The following is a 25,775-nucleotide window of genomic DNA, read 5'->3' on the forward strand; positions in this document are numbered from 1 at the left end:
TTAATAACAATATTTTACTCATTTTCATGCGGTTATACCATTTATTTGGGAAATATCTATTTCAAATAAAATAGAAACATTTCAGCCCAATTGATGTAAAAAACATTACCATTTTTATCTAATTATAATTTCCTTGGGATTTTCACCAATTGCAGAAAAATTTTAAAATAATTTCAATTGACCATCTTTATATGATGCGTGCAAATCAGTATTTAATTTTGGGAAAGTTCTGTTTTTAAAATAGCTTCGTTTTGCCAAACTGACCATATCATGAATTTGAGTAGCAATTTTACCTTCTCCTTTACTTCGGATACCAAATCTGCTATCATTTAAACTTCCTCCATGACACTCCTCAATTTGATGCAAAACCTTGTCTGCTTTATTTGGAAGTGTTTTACGAATCCAATCGGTAAAAATATGACCAATGGCTCCATTTAATCTGACCACGGTAAAGGCCATTGATAATGCCCCATGGTGCGCAACTGTCTTAGCTAAATTTAAAATTTCATGACTATTGATGCCAGGTATGATCGGAGCCAACATAGCATTTACCGGAATGCCATTGTCAGATAAAACTTTAATAGCCTCTAACCTCTTTTTAATGGTGGTAGTCCTTGGTTCTAATATCCTTCTGGTTTCTTCAGATAAAGAGGTAACCGATATGTTTACACCAATTAAACCATGCTCGTTTAATTTCCTTAGAATATCCAAATCGCGCAAAATCAACGCATTTTTAGTAATAATTCCCACTGGATGCCTGTATTTCAAGAAAATCTCTAAGCATTTACGGGTTAATTGGAACTCTTGTTCAGCAGGTTGGTAGCAATCTGTATTTCCTGAAAGCACAATGGTACATGCCTTCCAACTTTTACTTTTTAATTTCTCTTCTAACAATTTTGGCGCATTATGCTTTACCAAAATCTTACGTTCAAAATCCAAACCTGCACTATAGCCCCAAAATTCATGTGCATTTCTAGCGTAACAGTAAATACAACCATGCTCACAACCTTGGTACATGTTTATCGAAAAACTCATACCCACATCTGGGCTAGTTACCTTATTCACTATTGTTTTTGGGTAAACAGGTATGTATTGCGTCTTATTGTTATCGGCAATTTCACCTTCAAGTCGGCAAAATTCAAGAAAATCGTCCCTGGTTTCGTAGTTGTATGCTGAAAATTTATTTAAGGTATTCTTTTGGGCGCCTCTACCTTTTATAGAAAAGTCTGATTTCATTGATTAGGATTTAATCCAAAATTATGGATTAAATCCTAACTACAATTTTATTTAACACCTACTTGAACCAGTTGTTTTTTTGTTCCCCTTTTGGCGTAGAACATTAATTCATCTTTTTGACGATCAATATATGGTGCAGAAACCATTAACGGCAAACGTGCTTCAGTATCATCAATAACCTTATTATACTTCATATGTCCGTTTTCATCCAAACGAATTAAAAATACATTTCTATTTCTGCTCAACCCTTGCTTAAACATAATACGGTCATCACTCAATTGCTGTGGATTTTCAGCTGATGTACTTATAAAGAAATAGGTGTTATTATTCTTAGTATAGGCACTGTAAGAAGCATAGGCACCATCACCTTGCGTCACTTCCGTTTTGTTTATATTTCTTGCCCAGACAAGGTCACCGGTGGCGCTAAGTTTTGCACTTATAATATCGTTATGATGATACCTAGTAACCATCACCCTACCACCGCTTGAATTCGATTGTACGCTGTTACTGGTAAAGTATTCTTCTGCGTTGAACAGGATATTACCTTCAGATGTGATATCCATCCCTTTAAACACCAAGTTTTTAATGGCCTTATCATCTTCCCTTCCAAATTTATCCAACATAAACTGTTCAGAGAAGGCATTGAATTTTTCTGTCTTTAAAGTAAGCGACCTAGGGTCTAAATTAAAATAGGAAATGCCGTTATACCTATTATCCTTTCTATCCGCGTAAAATCCTATACACAGTAATTCACCTCCTTTAAATATAGGTTTTAATGCCTCTGGAAATTTCCCTGGGGTATAAAAAGACTGTAAACTTCTTCCGCTACTGGACACCCTTACCATTTCATACTGAAATTTACGTTCCGTAGCGTTAAAACGTTTCTTCTTAAAGTATGCCTTACCTACCAAATACACATTTTGCATATCTTTTGAAAAAACTACGTTTTCAAAAGCGTAATTTTTTTCCTCTACCTCATCAGAGAAATCATGCTCAAAGAGCTTATTCAAATTGGCATTAAAGGCATAGATAGTATGCTGATCAACTTTTCTCTTTTTATAATGCGTAGTTATTGCAAATGCCGATTTATCATCATTAAATAAAATGGAAGTTGTAAAACCCGATGAAAAATTTCGGTTATAGAAATTTCTATCCAAAGGTTGCTCTACAGGTTCAGAAGCAATGGATAAAATGGTCTCTTTAGTAAATTGAAATTGGGAAAACGGACTCCTATGTACTTCGTATTGATAGCTTCTGTTATTATAATTATACTCTAAAAATAATAGATAAACCTGTCCATTACGGACATATGCATCTATAAAATTAGCACCCTTAAGCTTATAATTATACTCAGAAACCAATTCAAGGTCTTTATTGTAATGTTCAATAAAATAACCTTTGGGCTTTAAAACTATACCGGTATAATATGCTCGTACCACAACGGTACCTTCATTGCCGTCATCAGCAATTGCCAGCATATTGGAATATCTGTACTTGTCATGAAATTTTTCCCCAATGGTATAGGTCACCAATTCTTCTTGTGCTAAAGAAGCTAGTACATTGGTAATGAACAAAAATAAGAATACGCTACGTTTTAACATAACCAGTTTGGTTTATGTCATGAACCCGGAAACTCAGCTTTTCTTTTTTCCAAAAATGCAGTAGTACCTTCGGTAAAATCATCTGTTCCAAAACAGTCACCAAAAGCCTCAATTTCCTGCTCATAACCATTTACAGTATTCTTAAAACCAGCATTTACCGCTTTTATTGCATGAGCAATGGCTACAGAGGAATTATTGGTGATCTTTGCTATTATCTTATGGCATAGCGGTAATAGTTCTTCTTGTGTAGTTATATGGTTTACAAGCCCGTAAGCTTTAGCTTGATCGGCAGAGATCATGCCCGCGGTCATGATCATTTCCATTGCCCTACCTTTACCCACCAATTGAGGCAAACGTTGCGTACCACCGTACCCAGGTATTAATCCTAAAGAAACCTCTGGCAGTCCCATTTTTGCATTATCACTTGCCACTCTAAAATGGCAAGCCATTGCAAGCTCTAATCCGCCGCCTAGAGCAAAACCGTTGACCGCAGCAATAACAGGTGTAGATAAGCCTTCAACAAAATCAAATAATTGTTTTTGACCTTTGGCCGCCAATTTTTTTCCTTCTTTAACATCGAAATCTGCAAATTCAGAAATATCGGCACCCGCTACAAATGCTTTTTCACCGCTACCGGTCAAAATTATGGCTTTGACATCCTTATCTTTTTGCAAATCTTTGAAAGCATCATGTAACTCCCCAATGGTCTCCTTATTTAAAGCATTTAATTTTTTAGGGCGATTAATAGTTACAATTGCCGTTGTTGCTTCTTTTTCAATTAATATTGTTTCGTATGCCATTGTTATTAAGTTGTTGAATTATACATTTTCTTTAGGGAACTTTACACAGAACACCGTACCCTTACCTAATTGCGAAGTAAACTTAATGGTGCCTTTATACGTTTCCACTATATTTTTAACCATGCCAAGACCTAGACCCATACCACTGGTTTTAGTAGTAAATTTTGGTTCAAATATTTTGTCTTCATTATCTTTCTCTATACCATGACCATTATCTGCCACAGATAATTTTACCATATTACCCTCAGATGCTACCGTTACCAATACTCTTGGAGATTCTACATCTGGCACTGCCTGTATAGCATTTTTCACCAAATTAGTAACCACTCTAATAAGTTGGGTACGATCCAATTTCGCAATAATTTCCTCTTCATCGGCAATAAAATGAATATAGTCTTCATTAAATATATCCAGAGCTAATTTCACGATTTTAACCACATTCAATGTCTCATTTTGCTGTGCCGGCATTTCTGCAAAATTTGAGAATGCAGATGCTATACTGCTCATGGTATCTATTTGCTGAATTAAAGTATTGGAGTATTCTTTTACTTTTTGATGTATATCTGGATCATTGGGATCAAACTTTCGTTCAAAACTCTGCACGCTCAGTCGCATAGGCGTAAGTGGGTTCTTAATTTCATGCGCCACTTGCTTGGCCATTTCTCGCCATGCCTGTTCACGTTCGCTACGAGCCAATTTAACCGCACTTTGACCCAATTCATCAATCATTCCATTATATGCAGAAATCAGTTTTTCTATTTCTTCACCCGGGTTATCCAAATAAATTTTCTTGTTCTGTTTACTTAGCTCGGTTTTGCCCATCATGGTTGAAATGGTCTCCAGTGAACGGGTTATATATTTCGAAATGAAAAAAGCAAAAGATATTGCCATTAATAGCATTAGCAGATAAACCCCAGATAAACGAAACAAAAATTCTTTCAACTCATAATCGTTAAACGAGTTATCTTCAAAGTAGGGCAAGTTTAAAATACCAATTGGTTTAAACTTTTGATCCGCTATATAGGTGAATGAAGCTTGATACTTATCTCCCGCCAAGGCATTTTCCATGACATAACGCTTATTGGGACTTATTTCTAGCTTATTAAGTACCTCAGCATCTAGGCACATAGAAATAGAATCATTGGCAAACTTGGGTCTAGAACTCTTAATTAGCTCGCCTTCCAAACTATAGATATTAAAGTTCATGTTTTGAACAACGGCAATCTCATAGATTTCATTTTTAAAAATTAAATCTAGATTCTCCGTGGTAACCGGATACGTTGTTTTCTGAATGGCAAGGTCTATACTTTGACGTATTTGTTCCTCTTTACGCTCCATTCTATTTTCATGATAATCCTTTGATTGTTCACGATATTGGTATACCGTAACCCCAGCTATTAATACAGATGCAATGAGCACCAAAAATATCATGGATAAGAAAATGCGCGACCGTAAAGATACTCTTGTTAACAAGCTTTCATTATTTCGTCTAAAGTTAGCAAATATCGCACCAAAAAAAATCAAGTTAGCAAATCAAAAACCTATTCTCGTCAACACACATACATGTAAATGATAAAATTATATTAGTATTGTAAATAATAATAACATGCTATAGGTCATTATAATAACCTGAAATAATATTTTTTTTTGTTTGAACAGCAATAGTTTAGCTTTAAATCAAGAAATTATACTAAATTTTAGTATGCATTTACAATTCTATCTTCACCAAATGATTTTCAGAAATTTTTTCATATTCCTATACATTGGACTAACGGTATTATTGTTTTCTTGTGATAAATCTAACTCCATTAAAAATAAGGTTAGAATAGGTTTTTCACAATGTATAGATGACCATCCCTATCGTGATGCCATGAACCAGGCTATGCGTGTACAAGCCTCATTATCACCAGAGGTCAAGCTAAGCATCTACAACGCACATAAAGATGCAGATCTACAGATCAGACAAATAGAAAAAATGATCGATGATGAAATGGACGTGATTATTGTATCCCCTATGGGTCCGGATGTCGTTACACCTGCAATTGAAAAGGCTTACGACAAAGGAATTCCGGTAATCATCGTTGACCGTAAAATCAATTCCGAAAAGTTTACTTCATATGTGGGAACGGATAATATGGAAGTTGGCAGAATAGCGGGCAATTACATTGCTTCAATGTCCAAAAATCAACCTGCCAATGTAATAGAACTAAAAATAGATGATAATTCTTCCCCGGCAATTGAGAGAAGTAAAGGTTTTCATGAAGTAATCACTGACCAGGAGAACATACAGGTCGTAGCCAGTGTAAATTATACCAATGCCATCATGCACAAGGCAATCTTATCGAAAATACTGGATTCTTTGGCAGATGAGCCTATAGATTATTTTTATGCTTTTAATGATTCCTTAGCATACGAGTCTTGGCAGATAGCTAGAAAAAAACGCGTTGGAAACAATATTCATTTTATAGGCATTGATGGCCTAAATGGTAAAAACGGAGGAATTGAGCTGGTAAAAAACGGCATTCTCGAAGCTTCCATATTATATCCTACAGGTGGTGCAGAGGCTATAAAGTTAGCAATACATGCAGTGAAGGGCAAAGAGGTACCTAAATTAAATTTATTGAGTACAACGGTAATTGATATTCATAATGTAGATATTATGAAAAATCAATTTGATAAGATCAACGATCAACAAAAAGATATAGAGAAACAAGTTGATGAAATAAATAAGCAGGAACAGCTATATGATACACAAAACAATTTGTTGAAAATCTTAATGACGCTGTTAGCCATAGTTTTTGCTCTTGCTGTCTATAGTATCTATTCTATAGTAATTATTAGAAAAAAGAACAAACAGCTGCTTCTTACTAATGAACAGATAACGGAACAACGAAATGAAATAGAACGCATTGCCAAGGAAATAAAAGAAGCCGATGAAGAAAAATTCAATTTTTTTACCGGACTTTCCCATGAGTTTAAAACACCCTTGACCCTTATAATGAGTTCTATTGAGTCTGTAGGCGATATGTTCAAGGGAAAAAAATCAGAGATCAATTATGAAGTTGAATTAATAAAAAACAACTCCAATAGGTTGTTAAGATTGATGAACAATTTATTGGATTATAGGCGTTCAGAAGACCAAAAATTTAATGTAAGAGCATCTAAGACGAATATCTATTTATTTAGTAAAACCATACTTAATGAATTTAGTAGGGAAGCCAAAAAAAGACAAATTCAGTTTGAGATAGAAGCAGATGATGAGGAGACTATGCTTTATATAGACCGAAATTTAATGGATAAAGTATATTTTAACCTACTTTCCAATGCATTCAAGTTTACACCTGATAGGGGGTTCATTAAAATTACAATCAATGGTCATCCTGAAAAAAATTACGTTTCCATAAAAATAAAGGACAACGGCATAGGAATACCAAAAGATGAATTACCCCATGTTTTTGAACCTTTTTTTAAAGGCTCTAACAATAGAAAAAATAGTACAGGTATTGGTTTACATCTAAGTAAGCAATTTGTTGAGCTACATTTAGGAACCATAGAAGTACAATCTTATCACGGTACGGAATTTGAAATTAAATTATATAAAGGAGATAAGCATTTTAACGAAGATCAGCTAATAACAGAACAAAAGATATCCAAAACCGCCCTTGTAGAAGATACGATAACGGAAGATACAGAGGTTGGTTTTATAACCAATATTGCTTCCGACACCAATGATAAATATACGATATTGGTTATTGAGGATAATAAAGATTTGGCACAATTTCTTAATAACAAATTGCAAGCGGAGTTCAATGTTCTGTTGTCCGATGGTCCTGATGCCATCAACCAGGCTATTGAACAAATACCGGATATTGTGGTTTGTGATATCAACTTACCTGGTAAAAGTGGTTTTGAAATATGTGCTCAATTAAAGGCAGACTTGCGTACTTCCCATATACCTGCTATAATACTGACTGCGCTGAGCGATAAGGAATCTTATTTGAGAGGATTACAATCTGGTGCGGATTTGTACTTGACAAAGCCTTTTAGCTACTCCATTTTAATACAGTCTATAAAGTCGTTAATGTACAATAGGGAAAAGTTACGGTTTTATTATACCAGTAATATTCATAAGATAGAAAATGCCGATGCTTTTGATAATATAGAGCAAAAGTTCATTACTTCATTAAATGCATTGATACAAGAGAATTTGGGCAATTCAGATTTTTCAGTGGAAAATTTAGCGGATAGTCTAAATATATCTAGGGTTCAATTATATAGAAAAGTAAAGGCCATTATGGGTATGAGCATTAGTGATTATATTGGTGAAATTAGATTGGAGAAAGCCAAATCATTGCTCGAAAACTCTACTTTGACCGTGGCGGAAATTGCATATACTACCGGATTTTCGTCTCCTAATTATTTCTCCACCGTATTCAAAAACCAATTTGGGACCACTCCGGGTACCTATCGTAAGTCATTTTCATAGGTTAAGTTAAACCTATACACTAAATCAATTTTTAGCATGCAACAATACTATACCTGAGGTAACATCAGTATACGTTTTCAATTTTGAACATATACAATAAAAGATGTAAAAATCTGATTTACAAATAATTACACAACTTTTATATTTCCTTAACAAAATCATAACATATTGCAACATTAGTAAAATACACTCCTATTTTTTACGAATACTTTAGCGGAAACGGTTTGTAATTACATTGTATGAAAAAAATATGGATATGGTCTATCACTGCGGCCTTAGCGGGTTTCCTCTTTGGGTTTGATACGGTGGTAATATCAGGAGCAGAAAAAAAACTTCAGGCTTTATGGGATACATCTGACACCTTTCATGGCGTTGTCGTTATCGGCATGGCGCTATGGGGTACGGTCTTTGGAGCATTGTTTGGTGGCATACCTACCAATAAATTAGGCCGTAAAACTACCTTATTATATATAGGGGTATTATATACCATCTCAGCTATTGGTTCTGCCTTTGCCAATGACCCAATTACATTTGCCGTTTTTAGGTTTATTGGCGGTTTAGGTGTTGGGGTTTCCACAATAGCTGCACCTGCTTATATTTCTGAAATTTCACCTTCTAAAGATCGGGGCAAATTGGTAGGGTTATACCAATTTAATATTGTGTTCGGAATTTTAATCGCATTCCTATCCAACTACCTATTAAGTGATCTTGGAGAAAATAGCTGGAGATGGATGTTAGGAGTAGAAGCCATACCCGCTATTTTATATACCATCTTTACAATCACGATTCCTAAAAGTCCTAGATGGTTACTATCAAAATTTAAGGTTGACGAGGCAAAAAATGTTTTACAGGTTATAGACCCCAGCGCCGATTTGGAAAAGTCTATGCTCCAAATTAACTCCACACTATATAAGGGCGGTACTGATGAGACTATTTTTATTAAAAAATACCGTTTTCCCTTAATACTTGCTTTCTGTATTGCATTCTTCAACCAATTATCTGGTATCAACGCGTTTTTATTTTATGCACCAAGAATTCTTGAAGAAGCCGGTTTGGGTGCTAAATCAGCATTACTGAGTAGCATTGGAATAGGTTTTACTAATTTGGCATTTACCCTTTTAGGCATCTATTTAATTGATCGCGTAGGTAGAAAAAAATTAATGTATATAGGTTCTATAGGTTATATAATTTCTTTAAGCCTTGTTGCCTGCGCATTTTTGTTTGAGTGGAAAGGGTTGGCCGTTCCCTTTTTTCTATTTCTTTTTATTGCTGCACACGCCATAGGTCAAGGAACTGTTATCTGGGTGTTTGTATCAGAAATATTTCCAAATCATTTAAGGGGTTATGGGCAGAGTTTTGGTAGTTCGGTCCATTGGGTTTTGGCTGCCATTATTCCTTCATTGATACCCGTGTTATTCACCTCTGTAGGTCCAGCAATCGTATTCACATTTTTTGCTTTTATGATGGTTCTACAATTATTGTTTGTGGTCTTTATTATGCCAGAAACCAAAGGAATTTCCCTTGAAGTATTAAGTAATCAATTAAGTAAGGACCGCAAAAAGAAATGAAAAAAATCGAGTTAGTTTTTATTGTTATCGTATTGGTTCTTGGGTGCAAAAACGCACCTAAGGCTAATACGTATAGTTCAACAGTTAAAAAGAATAAAACAATTAGTACGGAGAAGTATAGACCTCAGCACCACTTTACCCCAAAGACCAATTGGATGAACGATCCAAACGGATTGGTGTACTATAATGGAAACTATCATTTGTTCTATCAATATTACCCAGACAGTACGGTTTGGGGGCCAATGCATTGGGGGCATGCCAAAAGCAAAGATTTATTACAATGGGAACATAGATCAATTGCCTTATATCCAGATAGTTTAGGGTATATTTTTTCCGGTAGTGCGGTAATCGACAAACAAAATTCTGCCGGATTTGGCAAAAATACCATGGTCGCTGTTTATACTTATCATGACCCGGTAGCCGAAAAAGCAGGTAATGATCAATATCAATCCCAAGGTATCGCTTATAGTTTGGATGAAGGGGAAACTTGGGTAAAATATCAAAATAATCCGGTGGTTAAAAACCCCGGTATTAAGGATTTTAGAGACCCCAAGGTATTCTGGAACAAAGAAAAGGCCGTTTGGCAAATGGTATTGGTCGCCAAAGACCACGTACAGATATATGAGTCTAAAAATCTTAAAGTATGGAATAAAATCAGTGAATTTAGATTTGAGGAAAACCGTGAGTTAGGTGTATGGGAATGCCCAGACCTCTTTAAGCTTAAAGTTAACAATGAAGATGAGGAAAAGTGGGTACTTATTGTAAGCCATGGTGGTGAAAGTGCACCAAATGGCGGATCTGGAACTCGCTATTTTGTTGGCGATTATGACGGTACCACTTTTACAACAGATCAAAAAGAAAGTCACTGGCTTGACTATGGAACGGATAATTATGCAGGTGTAACCTATAACGATACCCCCACCAACAAAAGAATATTTATAGGCTGGATGAGTAATTGGAATTATGCAACCGTTACGCCTACAAAATCTTGGCGTAGTGCCATGACCTTGCCTAGAGAGTTGCAATTAATGAAATCCGGTGACAACTATTTGGTTAAAAGTAAATTAATAGATGGTTTTGAAAATATGCTATCGACCCCAAACCAAGAGCACATTACAGGTACCTATCCACATCAGTTTAAATATGAATACTTGCAAAGCAGCTCAATTTCCTTTGATGCCACTATTGAAAGGGAAATGCAAGTGAATTTATTCAATGAAAAAGGCGATGAATTAATGATAGGCTACAGAAAAGATGACGGTATGTTCTATTTGGATAGAGGGCGAGCAGGTGTTCTTGATTTTAGCGAAAAATATAAGGAATCTAGTTATCAGACTATGGAGATAGGCCATAGAAATTCCATGAACATACACGTTGTTTTAGATGCTTCATCCATTGAAGTATTCATCAATGAGGGTGAATATGTAATGACGGCACAAATATTCACCAATGAGCCACTTACCAGTTTCTTATTCGATCAGAAAAAAGGGGGTGCTATAAAAAACTTTAGCCTTAAACATATTAAAAGAAAAGAAGATGCATACAAAAAGGCTAAATAGTATGTTATGGCCAATGTTAGTTCCATTCATGCTGGTTGCTTGTAACAAAGTAGACCAGCTTCCTGTTGATCAGGGTGTAGTAATACCACCAAATATTAGTGAGGTATTTCAATTCAATTTTAATGCTTTGGTAGAAGGGGATAAGATTCTGGAAACCAAAACCAATTCATCATTTGAAGTTTTGGGCAAAACGGTCAACACTATGGACGGCGTATTGGGCAACGCTCTATTCTTTGACGGGTTAACCAATCAAGTGTCAGGAAAACTGTCCTCGGATTTAGCGCCTAAAAAAGATATGATCATATCCACTTGGGTATCTCCTAAAACCTTTCCGGTAGGTACGGCGGCCATATTGGCTTTAACTGGCGAAGCACAAAATTCAGGAGTTATTTTGGGCATCAATAAATTTGGGCAGATATCATTAAAGTATACGATTAACAATGAGGTTAGCCATTTCGTAACAGAAGAAGGCCTAACAAAAAACCAATGGAACCATGTGGCTATTGGCCTTAGTACAACCAAAAAATATGGAATAGTGTATTTGAACGGTAATCCGCTATTGACCGTTCCCGTTACTTCCGGAAGTATTACTTGGCCATCATCTACGCTTGATGTTAGTATTGGCAAAAATGTGGATGGAGAGAAAATAGGACTATATGATATTGGTTTTTTCTCTGGGGCAATAGATGAAATAAAACTGTATAAAGGTGAGCCTACACAACAAAACATAGTAGATATAAAGAATGAATATACTCCACCAAGTGCGGTAGATTATTCTTTTAAGATTGATTATACGGAAGATTCCAATAGGCCAATCTATCATCCAATACCAGATTATGGCTGGGCAAATGAATCTTACGGACTATTATATCATGAGGGCAAATATCATATGTTCTATCAAAAAAATGATGTATTCCTTGGCATAGCACAACAAAATTGGGGTCATTTCACAAGTTCGGATTTGGTACTGTGGGACGAGGAACCTACGGTATTATGGCCTACGGTAGGTTGGGACAATCATGGCATTTGGTCCGGAGGTGCCTTAATTTTAGAGGATGGCACACCTGTGGTCGTCTATACCGGGGTTGATGGTGTTAAGGCAGGTATAGGAACGGCTACCTCACCGGACAATTACCGAACACTTATTAAAAACGAACTTAATCCAATAATTGGTTCCGCACCATACAATGTGGATATGGATTTTAGAGACCCTTATGTTTGGCATAAAGATGGACAATACCATATGTTGGTAGGTAGTGGGGTTTCAACTATTGGTGCAAATGTGGTCTATTATAGCAGTCCAGATTTTACAAATTGGTCTTATGGCGGCATAGCATACCAAGGCAACAAAGAAAAAGGGGAAAGCCAATTTTGGGAAATGCCAGTCCTTTATTCGTTTCCAAATGGTAAGGAAATGTTGCTCGTACAAAAAACTCCAGATCAAACCCCTGCAATTACCACCTACTATATTGGGGAATTTGAAAATGGCGTTTTTAAAACAGATTTTGAAAAAGCAAAGAATTTAGAGGTAGTCAACGGATTTTTATCGCCTACCGTAACGACGGATACCGATGGGCGCATAACCGCCATAGGTATTATTCCAGATGAGGTTAGGCCACAATTTCAAAAAGAACAGGGTTGGGCCAATTTGTTCAGTGTACCTCAGGTCTGGACTTTAAATGCAGAACAAACTATTGAAATAGCCCCGCATCCACAACTTCAAAATTATAGGGGTACCTCAACACAGTTTAACAATGTAGTCTTAGAAGAAGGCAAAACAAATTATCTACAGAATTATAACGGTCGCCATTTTGAAATGGACGCTACCATACAACTAGGCAATCGTGGGCAAGTTGGAATTATTTTAGGAAAGTCTCCCAATAACGAAGAATTCTATAGCATCTATTATGACATGAATAATCAGGAATGGGTGGTAGATGCTTCCAAAGCATCGTTGAACAACCAGGCCAGAAATGATATAAGAAAAGGAAGTTACACAATTAACCCTGGTAACACCATACATCTTAGGGTGTTCGTAGATGGATCTGTTGTAGAGGTCTTTGTTGATGACAAAGTACATTTCACGGGACGTTTTTACCCAACATTACCTGCTTCTACCGGGGTAGACATGTTCATTACAGGGAGCACGGCAACTGCTAATATCAATTTATATGAAATCACTAATTAAACTCAATAACTACAACAATGAATGAAACAAAAACTCAACAACTTAATTATTAACCAAACTATTTAAATTTTTAATTCAAATGAAGAAACTTACTTTATTGTACTTGTTTTTAATTTCTTCCGTTGCCCTTGCACAACAAGCGGTACAGGTAAAGGGTGTCGTTACTTCTAGTAGCGATGGTCTTCCTTTACCAGGGGCATCGGTTTTCATTGAAGAATTAAGTAAAGGAACAACAACTGATTTTAACGGGGTGTACCAATTAGAAGCCAACGAGGGCGATATACTGGTATTCTCTTACATTGGTTATCGACAGGCAAAATTAACAGTAGGTGCTACAAGCACTTATGACATAGAATTGATTGAAGATGTCAATGAATTGGATGCTGTTGTAGTAACAGGGTATTCTACTGAAAAAAAGAAGGATATAACGGGCGCCATAACCGTTGTTGACGTTGACGAATTGGATGCGGTAGCAACACCGAACGTAATCTCAAAGCTGCAATCTAGGGTACCAGGGCTTTCTTTGACATCTTCTGGATCACCAGGGGGTAACGATACGCAAATATCCATTAGAGGCCTTACCTCTGTATTTGGTGGCACAGGACCGTTGTGGGTCATAGACGGAGTTCAAACAAGTTCACCCGCAGGGTTAAATCCAAATGATATAGAGAGTATACAGGTTCTTAAGGATGCCGCTTCTGCTGGTATTTACGGTACGGAAGCAGCTAGAGGGGTTATTGTTGTTACTACAAAACAAGCAAAGAGCGGAACTAGTAAAATCACCTTAGATTCTAGGGTTACCTTAAATACCATACGTGAAGATTTTAGTGTACTGGGTGCACAAGATTGGTTAGATGTAAGATACAGGGCACAAGGCAACACACCAGTTGTAGCCGGTAATTTTGTCTATACTCCGGGTACACCTTTATCCCAATTTATAGATGCTGAAAATAATCTTAGAACTTCCAATACCAATTGGGTAAATGAAATCACTAAAAACTCATTGTCTACCACAACAGATTTTGGGTATTCCTTTGCCACAGATAAATGGAAAATCTTTACCGGGTTAGGGTATGCAAAGGATGAGGGTGTTATTGCCCGTACCTTTTATGATAGGGCTACACTTCGTTTAAATGCCAGCGTAAAATTGTTCAAGGATAGAGTTACCATTGGTGAAAACTTAACCGTTGCCAATTTTAGGGAAGTAAAGATCAACCCTATGGAAGATGCACTTTTACAGAACCCATTAATACCAGTTTTTGCGGAAGATGGCACATATGGTGGCCCAACAGGAGCAGGATTACAGGATAAATGGAACCCATTGGCAATTTTATTTATCAACCGTAATAATGTGGAGAAAACTTGGAGAACCTTTGGTAATGTATATGCCGATATCAATATCGTAGATGGGTTGACATTGAGTTCTAAATTCAACTTTGACCACAATAGCTATAAGTATGATGAGAACACTGAATCGTTTAACCAAAACGGAAGTATTCTTGGAAATATTTTTATAGATAATGGCCAAAACTTTGAACGATTTGCTAGAAACAGGAATATTTCTGACACCTATATCTTTACTAATTTATTGAGATTTAATAAAGAACTTGGAAACCATTCTTTAAATGCTTTTGCAGGTCATGAAACGTTTAGAAAGGTACAGGACAATGATTTTAAACGCATACAAGTTGCCCAAGGCACCCAGGTTGACTTTGATAACATTGAGCAATATGACATCATAGCCGACAACACTATTTTAGATGCTTACGGCATTGGTGCGGATAGTAAAAGAGAATCTATGTTCGCCAAATTGTCTTATGATTATTCAGATAAATACTATGCGTCTGCCAGCATACGTAGAGATGGTAGTTCTAGATTTGGAAGAAATAACCGATATGGAATTTTCCCTACGGCTTCATTGGGTTGGACCATTAGTCAAGAAGGCTTTATGCAAGACTCCAAAGTATTCAACAATCTTAAATTAAGAGCTTCTTGGGGAGGTAACGGTAATGCGGATATTTTAGAATATGCCCAATATTCAATTTACCAAGCGGCAGTTGAAAATAGTAATTATGATTTGGCCGGTGGCGGCACAGGTCCTATTGACCTAGGGGTATCACCAAATCAGGTAGGTAATCCAGATTTGAAATGGGAGCAGTCTTACCAGACCAACCTAGGGTTAGATGCCAATTTATTCAATAACCGTATCAATTTGGTAGTGGATGTTTATGAAAAGGTAACATCCGATCTATTGCTTCAGACCATACAACCTTCGGTTTTAGGGGAGGCTGGTAGCACGCTGTTTTTCAACGCGGGCGATATGACCAATAAAGGTATAGATATCGTCTTAGGATATTCCTCCAAAAGAAAAAACGACTTTAATTTTGGATTGGACTTTACGTTTTCTGCCTACGAAAATGAGGTTACCGGTTTAAATGGTACAGATAATTTTATTCTACAAGGTGTTTCCTATACCGGTGCGGGGCAACCAATTGGCTCCTATTTTGGATATGTTGCAGATGGTCTTTTCAGGACTCCCGAAGAAGTTGCCGTCCATGCCGAACAACCGGGCAAAGGTTTGGGTAATATTAGATACAGGGATTTAAATGGAGATGGTGTCGTTAACCAAGACGATAGGACCATAATTGGAAATCCACATCCAGATTTTATCTATGGAATCAATTTTTCCTCTAGTTATAAAAACTGGGATTTTGGTTTATTCTTTGATGGCCGACAAGGTAATGATATGTACAACCAGCAAAGGGAGTTGTTAGACCTGCCTTACTTTGGTTTTAACCATGGTCTAAACACATTAGATGCCTGGTCACCTAGTAATGCCAATGCCACCATCCCTGCCTTGAGTACGGCAGATACCAATGACCAAAAAAGACCTTCTACCTATTTTGTGGAAGATGGTTCTTTCTTTAGGTTAAAAAATGTAAACCTCGCCTATAATTTCAATACCGAGAGCCTTAACAAATTGGGGATAAAGAGAGCAAAGGTCTATATACAGGCAGAAAATCTCATTAATATCACCTCTTTTACTGGTTTTGATTATGAAGTTCCCGGTTTAAGTAGAACAGGTATCGGTATAGCTAATATGGCGGTATATCCGCATACAAAGACGTATAGTTTTGGATTTAACTTACAATTTTAAAGCGATGAAAAGAAATCAATTTATAACAGCAGTATTGATGGCAGCGTTATGTTTAACGGCTTGCTCTGAGGACTATTTGGAAGTAGGTCCTGAAAATGTAGTATCAGAAGACAACTTAGATTTAGAACAATTGGTGGTCGGCGCCTATAGTTCGTTGGATTATAGGTACAATACGGGGGAATTTAAAGATTTATGGCCTTTTGACCATGCCCCTTCCAATTGGTGTTTTTCTGACATAAGAAGTGGTGATGCATACAAAGGCGGTGGAGGTGTTGGTGATAATCCGGGAGGTGGAATGCACGCTCTTGAAATTCACCAGGTGTTTCCTTCGTCAGAAAATGTCTATAACCTATGGCGTGCCATCTATTTTTCGGTATTCCGTATAAATAGTGCAATTACGGCCCTGAACAACAATGCGGATTTTGCCAATAAAGATTTGCGTATTGCTGAATTACAGGTGTTACGAGCTCATTTCTATTTTGAGGCGATGAAGAATTTCGGTTCATTCGTCTATATAGATGAAAATACCCCAATTGAGGATGTACCTACTCTTGAAAATTCATTTGACGAGGATTTTCTATGGGGCAAGATAGAGGCAGATTTGAATACTGCTATTGATGTATTGCCAGATACCCAACCAGAATTAGGTAGGGTAAATAAGTTGGTCGCACATGCATTCTTGGCAAAAGCAAAGCTTTTTCAAGGACAGTGGCAAGAAGCTATTGAAAGTGCCGACTTGGTCATTGCTGGCCCTTATGAGTTGGTAGACGACCTTGAGAAATTGTATTCATCACCCGGATATGCAAACTCTGAGAATGTTTTTGCTATTCAATATTCTATCAATGATGGGTCGGAATTTGGAAACTTGGATTTCGGTAACCTGTTAAATTCACCAGATTCTCCTTCAGACGATACAAATCATCCTTACTTAAACGGAGATGATTTTGATAAACCATCCCAAAATATTGTAAATGCCTTTAAGGTGGATGAAGATGGTTTACCATTGTTGGATACCTATAATAATTCTGATTTAGCTCCTAGGGATGTAGAAACTTCGGTAGATCCAAGACTAGACCATTCCATTGGAAGACCGGGCATTACATGGAAAAAATGGCAAGAAATGCCAATGCAAGATAATTGGAGTAGGGATATTGCCACATACGGTACCTATGTAAGAAAGAAAAACCAGATAGATCCATACTCGGATCTAAGAGCATCTGGTGGTTTTCCATGGGCAAAGGGAGCATTAGATTGGCCTATCATCAAGATTAGCGATGTAATGTTATGGAAGGCGGAGGCCGCAATAGAGTTAAATGATATCGCTACTGGAATCAACATAATCAATGAAATCAGAAATAGGGCTAAAAACTCACCTTATGTATATGATTTTGAAAATCCAGATACTAATGCCGCAAACTATAATATTGAATTGTATTCCAGTACGGGTGTTACCCAAGGTTATGCTAGAAAGGCATTGCGTATGGAACGTAGATTGGAATTACATAATGAAGGTCATCACTTTTATGATTTAGTGAGATGGGGCATTGCCGATACCTGGATTAATGACTATTTGTTAACGGAAAGTGGTAAAAGGGCCTATTATAGCGGTGCTTCTTTTACGGCCAATAGAGATGAATATCTTCCTATACCTCAAATAGAAATAGATGCAAGTGGTGGTGTATATAAGCAACGTTCAGGATACTAATGTAAAATCAACTAAAATTTTAATAAACAATATAAAATGAAAAATATAGCTAAAAATATTAAATCAAGTACTCTCCTATTAATAGGTGCGCTATTTGTATTCTTCTCCAGTTGTACGGATGATGTAACTTTTGAAGATTTGGCACCAGATTATACAAATTCAATTATTCGTTCATTTGAGGTCAATGGGCAAGCATCGACAATTAATCATGCAACCGGTACCGTAGCTCTTACCCTGCCTGCAGGAACGGATACCAGTGACGTAACCATAGATGCCACATTGCCAGAAGGTGCTACGTTGGAGCCATCTTCTGGTAGTACTATTGATTTTTCTAATGGACCAGTAGTATTTACGGTTACCAATAATGGAATTTCCAGACCGTATACCGTAACTGTCTCTTCTTTTGGAAACCCATTGATCACCACATTTTCAATTGGTGAAAATGAAGGTGTTATTGACCAAGAAAATGGCACTATCAGTTTAACCATTGGAAGCCAAGAGGATATTAAGGCCCTTACACCACAGTATACTATACCTGGCGGCACCACTTCAAGTCCCGCTTCTGGTGTGGCTCAAGACTTTACGGCTCCGGTGAAATATACCATAACCTCTAATGACGGTTTTACGGGAAAATCTTATTTTGTGTACGTAGTACAATTACCAGATGCATTAATTACAAGTTTTAAAACTGGAGAAGATATATGCAGTGTAACGGGTATAATAGATAATGATGCCGCTACAATTACCCTAGATTTTCCAGCCGGTTCAGATCTATCTGCTATAACACCGTTGATTGAAGTTACGGAGGGCTCTACCATAAATCCCGAATCTGGGATAGTACAAGACTTTTCTGCGGGGAGTGTAGCCTATACCGTTACCAATGTAGAAGGGTTGTCCAATACATATGATGTTACTGCAAGAACAGTTACATCGAGTAATAAAATTGCGTTTATAAGCGGTGCAGATTGTGTGGAAAGCATTTCAGAAGCGGATACCAAAGCGGCAGCCTTATGGTTAAAGGCCAATTACGCTGAAGATTTTGTGTACCTAAAGGCCAGTGCCTTGACCGCAGATGATTTGACGGAAACAGAATTGATTTTGTTGTATTGGGACAATGTAGATACACAGGAAATGCCAGATGGCGGTATAACTTCAGATAAGGTTGAAATAATCACCAACTACTATAAAGCGGGCGGTAATATAATGGTAGAAGGATTTGCCATAAACCTTTTAGATGATATAGGTAGAATAAACATAGCCGGAACCGTGATGACCAACGAAGGTGGAAATATAGGTCCAGGAGGTTCTAACCCTGATGCTTGGGGATTAAGGGGCAGTTATTCTCTACCAAGTACTCCAGAATCTGAAAATCATCCGTTATTGGCCGGTCTGGAAATGGGTGGTACAGATTATTTTCCAATGAACAATGCAGGCTATAAAGAAGACAGGAATTTTGGAATTGATTTTGGCGGTGAATATAACAGTTTATTCTCGGCAGATCATTGTTCAGAAGAACGTGCTTTAGAATTTGAGGCTGCAACCAATAGTGTTTTAATAAGATGGTACGAGTGGTTAGATGCTAGAGGATGTGGTATTGGTTTAGCGGAATTTAAGCCTACCAGCGAATACCAAGGTACCATGATCTTAAATACCGGTGGATGGTTAGAATGGAGTATGGAAGATAATAATGGAGCGGTAAACGAATTTCAGGATAATATCTACCAACTGCACACTAACGTAATTGACTACCTTTTAAATTAAAAAAATTATGAAAAGAGTATTAATAAAAAATATCATTGCGGTTGTAATCCTATTAATAGGATTACAATCATGCAATGAGAGAGAAAATTATACCGATGCACCCACAGTTTTAGACATTGTAGAGGAAATAATGATCAATGGTAAGAGTGCAGAGATTGATCACCTTGCAGGTACAATAAATGTTAGCTTGGTTGGCAATATAGACCTATCTACCGTACTATTTGAAGCAATAGCCCCAACAGGGGTGACTACCAGTCCACAAAGCGGCACTACATTGGATTTAACAAATGAATTGACGGTTGTAGTTGACAATGGTTTTGGTCAACGTATTTATACCTTAAATGCCACACTACTACCTTCTAAAATTGCTTTTTTGGGTGATGGCGCTACTATTGCGGAAATTGCAGATGATGATGTTAAGGCCGCAGCAGAATGGACCCAAGCAACCTATGGCAATAACTTTGTTTACATAGCTTATGATGAATTGACCGATGAGGCTTTAGAAGGTGTCAATGTAATTGTTTATGTATATGACAATGTTGGTACATCAGACCAACCAGCAGCATTGTTGAACAAGCTGAATGTACTATCAAAATTTTATGTACAGGGCGGCAAAATTGTTGCAGGCCTTTTAGGTACCGGTCTTGTAGAAGAATTGGGCAGAGATACCTCTGGACTAAGAACCATTATTGGCACAGGTCTAGGAGGTGACAATCCTGATCTTTGGGGAATTGGCTTTACGAATTCAACGGTAGCCAATATAATATCTAACGATGTACCACGTAACGCAAATAATTTTGTAGATGTTATTAACCCTGGGTATAAGGAAGACCATAATGCGCTTTGGAACCTAGGTTCTATACCAGAACCAAAGTATTCCAATTTTAATTCTATCTACAATGCAGAACCAATATCTATATGGGACCATACCCTAAGTAACGAAGGTGCCGCAGGTATCATTATATGGAAACCTTTTGAAAGGTTTCAAGGTTACATGATAACCATTGGTATTGGAGGAATGGAATGGAATATGAATGATGGTAGAGAAAACCCTTATTTAAGCAATGTAGAACAAGTCTATAAAAATAGTATTGATTATTTAAGCTCATTGTAGTATTTAAAAGAATTTGCTTGAGTTAGTTTAAAGGCATGGGTTTTAGGACCTGTGCTTTTTTTAATAAATTAAAAATGAAAGAAATTAATGCCGTTTGTTTTGGAGAAGTTTTATTTGATAATTTTCCAACACATTCAAAAATAGGTGGAGCACCACTAAACGTATCGCTAAGACTTAAATCATATGGTGCAAATGTATCTTTGATTAGTAGCGTTGGAAACGATACCAATGGAAAAAAAATAATAAATTTTTTAAAGAGATCTAAAATTTATACAAATAATGTTTCAGTACAGGAAGAGCACCAAACTGGTTGTGTAAATGTGGTTTTAAACGAAAAAGGAATAGCATCATATGATATTGCTTATCCAGTAGCATGGGATAAAATTGTTCATAAAAAATCACAAGAGGTTGTAGTTAGTAATAGTGATTTTTTTGTTTTTGGCAGTTTGGTTTGTCGTGATGCCCAATCAAGAGCCACATTGAACACCTTGTTGAAACTTGCGCCTTATAAAGTGTTTGATGTAAATCTAAGAACTCCTTATTATACAAATGAGTTATTGTTGAATTTGATGCTTACTTCTGATTTTATTAAGTTCAATGATGATGAATTATTTGAAATAGCCCTCACTTTGGGATCAAGGTTCAATTCATTGGAGCAGACTATTGAGTTTATAGCCAGAAAAACTAAAACTAATACTATCTGTGTGACAAAAGGTGCATATGGAGCGGTTTTATATATTTCAGGCAATTTTTATTATAATAGTGGTTATCGAATTAAGGTACTAGATACGGTAGGTTCAGGCGACTCGTTCTTGGCCTCTGTACTTTATAAACTCTTTAATAATGAAGACCCCCAAGATGCCATAAATTTTGGTTGTGCAGTTGGGGCAATGGTGGCAAAAAGTGAAGGTGCAAACCCTATTATTACAGATTTGAAAATTAAAAAGTTCATGCATCCGTAATAATTTGTGGTCCATTTAAAGGACAGATTATTATCCATACAGGCTAACTTTATAAATAATTCAAAAAAAGCGCAACATTACTTTTTATGTTGCGCTTTCTAATTATATGTTTCATTTAACTAGATCAATTTTTATCTTGTAATAGCAACATCCACGAATTAAAACGATGCGCTTTACACCAAATATATTTTAAGCTCAAAAATGCGTGACAGCAAATTAACATGGGTTAAAGCTGCTTATATCTCATTTAATTCAGTAAATATCATTTCAAATAAAACTAACCTTATTTTTAAATAATTTACTATATAATTATTACAGGTTAATAAATGATTTGGAAGTAATTTCTTACATTTATTTGCGTTAGTACGTAGTAGATTATTAAAGAACAAGCATGCACATAAAACAATTCCCTATCATTCTTACTTATTTGGTAGTGTTCTTAGTGTCGCATATAACACGATCCCAACAACAAGAAAACCTTCATTTTCAACATATTCAAGATGGTTTATCTCAAAGTACCGCTACAGTTCTTTTAGAAGATAGTTGTGGTTTTCTTTGGATCGGCACCCGTAATGGGCTTAATAGATATGATGGTAAAGATTTTGAAATATATACCAAGAGCACGGACGGAAAAACGGGATTGACCCATGAATATATTGTGTCTTTATATGAAGATGATGAAAATATAATCATTGGTACCAATGAAGGACTAAGCCTTTACCATCGTAGTCTAAATATAATAACTCCATATCCATTTAAAAATGAGGGAAAAACAATAAGTAATGAAGTTTTTGAAACTATCGTAAGAAAAGATGATGTGTTATGGTTAGGTGCAGAATCAACAGGTTTGTACAAATATGAGTTGAAAACAGGAAAACTAAAACACTTTTCACCACCCAATGAGCTTTTACAATTAGAAAACCCAAGATTAAATAAAGTTGTAAAGGTTGAAATATTAGATAATGAGCGGGTATTGGTCATTTTTACCTACAATACGCTTTTGCTAGATTTTGACATGAATATTACCAGTAACGTTCTAGAGACAGAAGCCATCATTACAGGTATAGAGTTTTCCCAAAAGAACTTCTTATTAGGTTCCGGTAATGGTATGTTGTATAAATTGACGGTAGAGGAAGACACGGTAAGTATTCATGAAGAAAAAGAAACTAGTCCCGGTTTTGGTATTCGGTCTTTAGAAAAAAATTTGGATGATGAACTTTGGGTCGGTACAGAAAACAGAGGTTTATATATCTATTCTAAAAATTTAGATTTAAAGAACCACGTAGAATATGATGTAACAAAGCCCCATTCATTGGCAGGAAACTCTATATGGGCAATATTATGTACACGAAATGGCACCATGTGGGTAGCACCTTACAAAAGTGGGCTTAATTTTTATGACAAGGAGTATTACAAGTTTCAACATATAGAATCTGATCCGTTTAATCCAAAATCACTTAGTAACAAACTTGTCAATTGCTTCTTGGAAGACCCCAAGGGCAACATTTGGATCGGTACAGATGGTGGCGGTATTAATTATTGGAATAGGTCTCTAAATACTTTTGAAAACTACTCTTTAAAGAACAAAACCTTTAATAGCGATGTTGTTCTTTCCATTTTAGAAACTAAAGAAAACGAATTATGGGCGGGAACTTGGACCCATGGTATATCGGTTCTGAATACTAAAACCAAAAATTATAGTGTACTAACCTCAGAAAACTCTTTTTTAAAATCCAATATAGTTATAGACCTATTAAAAGATAGAAAGGAAAGAATATGGGTCGTAAACTATTTTGCGGGAGTTCAACTATATGATCCTAAGACAGATAAGCATCAAAATATAACGCTCATATCTGACATAGACGGTACTACCATAAATTCTTTACATAAAATATTCGAAGATAATCAAGGTAATATTTGGATCGGCACCTTAAACTCAGGTCTGTTTAAGCTGACAGAGAAAGATAATGATTGGTCAATTGTTCATTATCATACCAAAAATAGCTTAACCAATAGATTCGTCAATGTCATTATACAAGATAATGAAAACAATGTCTGGGTGGGTACCCAGGGCGGACTGTTAAAATATCTCCCCGAAAAAGATTCCTTTTTAGCAATTACAAAAGAAAAAGGTCTTAAGAACGATGCTGTAAAAGGCATTATCAATGGCCAAGACAGTAATTTATGGCTTAGCACCGAAGATGGTATTATTAGATACAATACCAAAACAGGTGAAACTATAAATTATGATATAGGTGACGGTCTACAGGCAAAAGAATACATAGCAAGTTCATCAATGACCTCTAAAAAAGGGGAATTCCTATTTGGAGGGATAAATGGACTAAATGTATTTACCGCCAAAGATGTTGAAAAGCAAAAAGATACGCTTAGGTTGTTTGTATCTGGACTTAAAATTTTTAATCAACCCGTTTTACCCAATGATGAGTTTGGGGTTTTAAAAAAAGATATTAGCCAAGTAGACTCATTAACATTTAGTCACGATCAATCTGTTTTTAATATTGATTTTAAAGCACTTACATTTAGAAGACCAGAAAGTGTAAACTATGCCTTTTACCTTGAAGGATTTGAGAAAAACTGGAATTACGTAGGCAACAATCCTACAGCAACATACACCAACTTAAATCCCGGGGAATACAAGCTTAAAATGAAGTCAACCAATTCTGATGGCGTTTGGGTAGATAATGAAATTGACCTTCATATAACAATTACCCCGCCTTATTGGCAGACCTGGTGGTTTAAACTGTTAATGGTTGCCCTGGTTTTATTGTTATTCTATATAGCTCAACATATTAAATTACTGAATATTCGAAAAAATCAAAAAAGGCTGGAGCTAAAGGTCGATGAACGCACCAAAGAATTACAACTTCAAAAAAACAAACTTGTAGAGGCTGCAAACAACTTAAAATCAAAAAACGAAGAAATACAACGTTTCACTTTTGCCGTATCACATGATTTAAAAAGTCCGTTAAGCAACATTAAAGGATTAGCTAGTCTTATACCGTTAGAAATGGAATTGGAAGACCATCCGGATGTAGCGGAGTATTTGAGCCTAATAGATGTCTCGTGTAATAATATGAACGAACTAATTTCTGACATTACGGAAATTGCCAGATTAGGTAAAATTGAGAATAAAAATGAGTTGTTGAAAACCAATGAAATATTGGCGCTATCAAGAAATCTTATTAAAGGTCAGCTAAAAAACAAAAACATACAACTTAACATAGCTGAGAATCTGCCCAATATTTTTGGGGATCGTAATAGAATAATACAGGTTTTTGGTAATTTCTTGGATAATGCCATTAAATATATGGGAGACCAACCTAACCCTAGAATTGATGTAGATTTTGAAGAGGAAGGTGACAATAATATCTTTTTGGTCAAGGACAATGGTTTGGGTATGGATAAAAATGCGTTAGATAAATTATTTACCCCATTTGAACGATTTCATGACAATATTAAAGGAACGGGTTTAGGATTGTATATGGTGAAACAGATTGCCATATCCCATGGTGGTACCATAATCGCAGAATCAGAAGGAAAATGTAAAGGGGCTACTTTTAAACTTATACTGCCAAAAGCCAAAATTGCGGCAAAAAAATCTATAAAATCATAATTAA

At 36.2% G+C, this 25,775-nt stretch carries 14 protein-coding genes; 10 read left to right on the plus strand and 4 right to left on the minus strand.

Going from position 1 to position 25,775, the window contains the following annotated elements; all coding sequences use genetic code 11:
* Positions 1–162: 162 nt before the first annotated feature.
* From CSC80_RS05525 to CSC80_RS05540, 4 genes are read right to left on the minus strand one after another with little or no spacing between them, the layout of a single operon-like run.
* Positions 163–1,236, minus strand: a complete 1,074-nt coding sequence (locus CSC80_RS05525; protein WP_099190340.1) for a PA0069 family radical SAM protein — start codon at positions 1,234–1,236, stop codon at positions 163–165.
* Between the two features lie 47 nt (positions 1,237–1,283).
* On the minus strand, positions 1,284–2,837 hold the full coding sequence (locus tag CSC80_RS05530; RefSeq protein WP_058104421.1) for a hypothetical protein: 1,554 nt from the start codon (positions 2,835–2,837) through the stop codon (positions 1,284–1,286).
* Positions 2,838–2,854: 17 nt separating this feature from the next.
* Positions 2,855–3,637, minus strand: a complete 783-nt coding sequence (locus CSC80_RS05535) for an enoyl-CoA hydratase-related protein (RefSeq protein WP_099190342.1) — start codon at positions 3,635–3,637, stop codon at positions 2,855–2,857.
* A gap of 18 nt (positions 3,638–3,655) precedes the next feature.
* Complete coding sequence (locus CSC80_RS05540; protein ID WP_058104423.1) at positions 3,656–5,068, minus strand: ATP-binding protein; 1,413 nt, start codon at positions 5,066–5,068, stop codon at positions 3,656–3,658.
* A gap of 298 nt (positions 5,069–5,366) precedes the next feature.
* Here CSC80_RS05540 and CSC80_RS05545 point away from each other — a divergent pair, with 298 nt between their 5' ends.
* The 10 genes from CSC80_RS05545 to CSC80_RS05590 all read left to right on the plus strand — a co-directional run bounded on the left by CSC80_RS05545 (position 5,367) and on the right by CSC80_RS05590 (position 25,771).
* Entirely contained in the window at positions 5,367–8,123 is a 2,757-nt protein-coding gene (locus CSC80_RS05545; protein WP_099190344.1) for a substrate-binding domain-containing protein, read from the plus strand.
* Between the two features lie 239 nt (positions 8,124–8,362).
* Positions 8,363–9,691, plus strand: a complete 1,329-nt coding sequence (locus tag CSC80_RS05550) for a sugar porter family MFS transporter (RefSeq protein ID WP_099190346.1) — start codon at positions 8,363–8,365, stop codon at positions 9,689–9,691.
* Complete coding sequence (locus CSC80_RS05555; RefSeq protein WP_099190348.1) at positions 9,688–11,250, plus strand: glycoside hydrolase family 32 protein; 1,563 nt, start codon at positions 9,688–9,690, stop codon at positions 11,248–11,250. Before CSC80_RS05550 ends, CSC80_RS05555 begins: the two co-directional genes overlap by 4 nt.
* Complete coding sequence (locus CSC80_RS05560) at positions 11,228–13,438, plus strand: GH32 C-terminal domain-containing protein (RefSeq protein WP_099190350.1); 2,211 nt, start codon at positions 11,228–11,230, stop codon at positions 13,436–13,438. The genes CSC80_RS05555 and CSC80_RS05560 overlap by 23 nt, the downstream gene beginning before the upstream one ends.
* A 79-nt stretch (positions 13,439–13,517) precedes the next feature.
* The gene (locus CSC80_RS05565; RefSeq protein ID WP_099190351.1) at positions 13,518–16,595 is read left to right on the plus strand and encodes a TonB-dependent receptor; all 3,078 of its coding nucleotides are present in this window, start codon (positions 13,518–13,520) and stop codon (positions 16,593–16,595) included.
* A 4-nt stretch (positions 16,596–16,599) separates the two neighbouring features.
* Complete coding sequence (locus CSC80_RS05570; protein WP_099190353.1) at positions 16,600–18,300, plus strand: RagB/SusD family nutrient uptake outer membrane protein; 1,701 nt, start codon at positions 16,600–16,602, stop codon at positions 18,298–18,300.
* 36 nt (positions 18,301–18,336) lie between these two features.
* Positions 18,337–20,061, plus strand: a complete 1,725-nt coding sequence (locus CSC80_RS05575; RefSeq protein ID WP_099190355.1) for a DUF5018 domain-containing protein — start codon at positions 18,337–18,339, stop codon at positions 20,059–20,061.
* A gap of 7 nt (positions 20,062–20,068) precedes the next feature.
* On the plus strand, positions 20,069–21,175 hold the full coding sequence (locus tag CSC80_RS05580) for a DUF4960 domain-containing protein (RefSeq protein ID WP_099190357.1): 1,107 nt from the start codon (positions 20,069–20,071) through the stop codon (positions 21,173–21,175).
* A 74-nt stretch (positions 21,176–21,249) separates the two neighbouring features.
* Complete coding sequence (locus tag CSC80_RS05585) at positions 21,250–22,137, plus strand: PfkB family carbohydrate kinase (protein ID WP_099191418.1); 888 nt, start codon at positions 21,250–21,252, stop codon at positions 22,135–22,137.
* A 391-nt stretch (positions 22,138–22,528) separates the two neighbouring features.
* Positions 22,529–25,771, plus strand: coding sequence for a sensor histidine kinase (locus CSC80_RS05590; protein WP_099190359.1), 3,243 nt, complete (start codon positions 22,529–22,531; stop codon positions 25,769–25,771).
* Positions 25,772–25,775: the final 4 nt, after the last annotated feature.

It is taken from the genome of Maribacter sp. 6B07 (assembly GCF_002700155.1).
Classification (GTDB): Bacteria; Bacteroidota; Bacteroidia; order Flavobacteriales; family Flavobacteriaceae; genus Maribacter; species Maribacter dokdonensis.